Consider the following 3654-nt stretch of genomic DNA (forward strand, 5'->3'; position numbering starts at 1 on the left):
TCATGGCCCCGGTGCCCGCGCCGGGCTGCGCGGGCACCGGGGCCATGAACTGCGTGGGCTGGGCGTCGGGATCCGCGGCCGGTGGCAGGGGTCCGGCGCCGTTTCCGCCGGGCATCGCGCCGTTCCCGCCGGGCATCGGCCCGGGTCCGTCCTGCCGGGAGCGGCCGAGGAATCGCGTCGAGTCGGTGGACGCCGCTCCGGGTGCCGTACCCGCCGCGGGCACCTCGGGCGGCAGCGCACCGGGGCCGACCGGCGGAAGCAGCTGCGTGGCGCCCTCGTCGACGGGCGCGGCACCGGCCGCGGGTACGGGCGGCAGGAACTGGGTCGCGCCCTCATCCATGGCAGCGGCGGGCGGCAGCGCGCCGGGACCGCCTCCGGCGGCGTTCGAGTGGCCGTATCCGTTGGTGGTCCGGCCGTCCAGGGGCTGGGGTATCGCGACACCCGCACCGCCCGGTGTCCGAGGGGCGCCCCACTGGCCATCCGGCCCCGGGGTCCCGTACTGGGCCGACGGGTCGGAGTACTGCGAGCCCTGCCCACCGGGCACACCCGCACCCGCACCCCAGCCCGAGCCCGGCGCACCGGCGCCCTGGCCCTGTACGCCCGAACCCTGTACGCCCGAACCCTGTACGCCCTGACCCTGTACGCCCTGACCCTGCGCGGAGCCGTCCCAGCTCGGAGTCTGCGTCCCCGGACCGCCCGTCCCCCGCGGCCCAGCACTCCAACTCGAAATCTGTGCGTCCGACCCCGGTACGCCCTGGCCTTGTCCCTGGCCTTGTCCCTGTCCCTGTCCCTGGCCCTGACCCACTCCTTGATCCGCGCCACCCCATTCCCCTGCGGGCGCGGGCGCCCAGCCGCCCTGTCCGGGCTCCTGAGGGGCCCCCGGAGCGGGTCGCGGGCCCCATGGCTGGTCCCAGGCCTGACCGCCCGCCGGGACCGCGCGGTCGCCGGTCTGGCCCGGCAGGAGGGGCTCGCCGCCGTCGGACGGCAGCACGATGCCTTCGCGCGCGGGTCGCGCCGAGGGCTCGTCGCCCTGTCCGTTGTGCGTCACCGGGACTCCTACGAATGGGGGAACCTATGGGGGACCTTCGGAATCGTCGGTTCACGCTACCGGGTCCTCGCAAGCCGGTGCCACGCAGCACGGGACGCGACCCCCGCCACCGGGGACAGCGGGTGACAAAACGCCCCCCAGAACGCCGTTCGAGCCCCTTTTTCAAGCCCCTTTCAGAACTCGTGCTTCATTCCTCACAAGTTCACGCACCACCCGTCCCGGGCCCCGACAGGGGCGCGGGGAACTGCGCGCCCAGCCCCCACCGCCCCACAGCCAACTCACCGACCCGCAGCCACCTCACCGGTCCCCCCGCGGAGCGCTACGCCGCGGCCTGCAGATCCATGCGCGCCCCGAACTCCCGGACCACGGGCTCGTCCCGGTACGGCTCCAGCCGCTGCTGGAAGTCGTCCAGGTACTCCGCGCCACGGTTGGAACGCAGCGTGCCCAGCAGTTCGACCGCGCGCAGACCCGTGTGGCAGGCCTGCTCGACCTCGCGCTGCTGCACCTGCGCGGTGGCCAGCAGCACGTACCCGATCGCGCGCCGCCTGGCCCGCGACTCTGGATGCCCGGCGAGGGACTCCTGCGCGCGCCGCGCGGCCGACTCGGCCTGCCCCAGGTCACGGTGACAATGCGCCAACTCGTCGGCGAGATAGGCCTCGTCGAAGTGCGCGATCCAGCGCGGGTCGTCCCCGGACTCCGGATCGGCCTGCTCCAGCGCCGACACGGCCCGGCCGGACGCCGCCTGCGCCGAACGCGCGTCGCCCAGCAACGCGTGGCCCCGCGCCTCCGCGGCGTGGAACATCGACTCCGCGCGCGGTGTGACCCGCCCGCGCGCCCCCTCCTGCGCCGCCCGCGCCAACTGCGCGATCTCCCGGGGATTCCCCAGCTGCGCGGCCAGGTGGCTCATGGAGGCGGCGAGCACGTATCCGCCGTAGCCCCGGTCCCCCGCCGCCTGTGCGAGCCGCAGCGCCTGGATGTAGTACCGCTGCGCGAGCCCCGGCTGGCCGGTGTCGATCGCCATGTAGCCCGCGAGCTCCGTCAACCGCGCGACGGCCGCGAAGAGTTCACGCCCGACCGCTTCCCGGTACGAGCCGGCGAGGAGCCCCGACACGACGCTGTTCAGGTAGTGCACGACGACCGGGCGCACATGCCCGCTGCCGTACTGGTGGTCGAGCTCGACGAGCGCCTGGGTCATCGCGGTCACCGCCGCCACGTCGGACTGCCCGACCCGCGGCCCGGCCGCGCGCGAGACCTGCGCGTCCGGCGAGGAGATCAGCCAGTCCCGGCTCGGCTCGACGAGCGCGGAGGCCGCGACGGACGAGCCGGACAGGAAGTCCCGGCGCCCCACGTCGCTGCGCCACAGCTCACAGACCTGCTCGATCGCGCCGAGGACCGTCGGCGAGAACTGCAGGCCCACGCCGGAGGCGAGGTTCTTGCCGTTCGCCATGCCGATCTCGTCGATCGTGACGGTCCGGCCCAGCTTGCGGCCCAGCGCCTCGGCGATGATCGCGGGCGCCCGCCCGCGCGGCTGCTGTCCGCGCAGCCAACGGGCCACGGACGTCTTGTCGTAGCGCAGGTCGAGACCGTGCTCCGCGCCGCACATGTTGACGCGGCGGGCCAGACCGGCGTTGGAACAGCCCGCTTCCTGGATGAGCGCCTGCAGTCGTTCGTTCGGCTGCCGCGCGACGAGAGGCCTTGCGGCCATTGGCGTACCCCCTGTGGCTGCGGTGCCTGCCCACGCACCGAGTTGATGACTTCTCAGTGACCGGGACCACCCTCACCCCTGAGCGGAGCGAAAAGATCCGGCCTCGAAGATCAATGCCCCGCGGACATACCGAAGATGCGAGACATGCGAGGATTGCCGGGTAAAGGCTGCTGCCCGCCCCCCATAGAGCTACCCAGCACCCGCTGCCGCCTCCCATGCGCGCCCCCGCACATGCATCCATGCGCCCCACGTATGGAATCGATGCTCCTCCCCAGCGCGCAGATAAAAAGGGAGCGAACGCGAATAATTGCCCGCAAGAAGGGCGGCGACCGGCGACGAGGGGGCGTAACCCCTGGTGGGCACGGGAGTTGAGTTCAGCGTGGACGAGACGATCGCAGGCACCGAGACCGCCCAGATCCCGAAGCAGCGCGGCGAGTCGCTGCAGGACACAGCCGTGCGCTATGCCGAGGAGCGCCATTGGGACGTGTTCCCCGGCACCTGGCTGGAAGCCGCCGACGGTGTGCAGCGCTGCTCGTGCGGCGAGCCGTCGTGCGCCGTACCCGGCGCGCACCCGGCGCGTGCGGACTGGGCGACCGTGGCCACGGGCAGCGCGACCGTCGCCCGCCGGCTGTGGGCGAAGCAGCCCGTGGCGTCGATCCTGCTGCCGACGGGGCGGACGTTCGACGCGATCGACGTACCCGAGACCGCGGGGTTCCTCGCGCTCGCGCGGATGAAGCGGATGGAGCTGACGCTCGGCCCCGTGACCTGTACGCCGGATCGGCGGATGCAGTTCTTCGTGCTGCCGGGGGCCGCGGCGAAGGTGCCGGATCTGGTACGGAAGCTGGGGTGGCCGCTCGCCACCCTCGACCTGGAGGTGTTCGGGGAGGGTACGTACGTACCC

At 73.2% G+C, this 3654-nt stretch carries 2 protein-coding genes and 1 pseudogene; 1 reads left to right on the forward strand and 2 read right to left on the reverse strand.

The features are described from left to right. Together AOK01_RS43920 and AOK01_RS39570 are read right to left on the reverse strand one after the other, a co-directional pair. Positions 1-1048: pseudogene (locus AOK01_RS43920) on the reverse strand (hypothetical protein); the annotation flags it as partial. Between the two features lie 319 nt (positions 1049-1367). After that, a complete protein-coding gene (locus tag AOK01_RS39570) occupies positions 1368-2753 on the reverse strand; it encodes an NsdA family TPR-like regulatory protein (protein ID WP_055520417.1) in 1386 nt (461 codons plus the stop codon). A gap of 379 nt (positions 2754-3132) precedes the next feature. On the opposite strand from AOK01_RS39570, the gene AOK01_RS39575 reads away from it, so the two are divergent. Beyond that, on the forward strand, positions 3133-3654 hold a 522-nt coding region (locus AOK01_RS39575; RefSeq protein ID WP_055520419.1), incomplete at its 3' end, for a bifunctional DNA primase/polymerase.

The sequence above is a fragment of the Streptomyces aurantiacus genome (genome assembly GCF_001418335.1).
Classification (GTDB): Bacteria; Actinomycetota; Actinomycetes; order Streptomycetales; family Streptomycetaceae; genus Streptomyces; species Streptomyces aurantiacus.

Bases quoted from the DNA above. Each gene is read 5' to 3' on its own strand.
- AOK01_RS39570 (WP_055520417.1), bottom strand. From the start codon at position 2,753: ATGGCCGCAAGGCCTCTCGTCGCGCGGCAGCCGAACGAACGACTGCAG.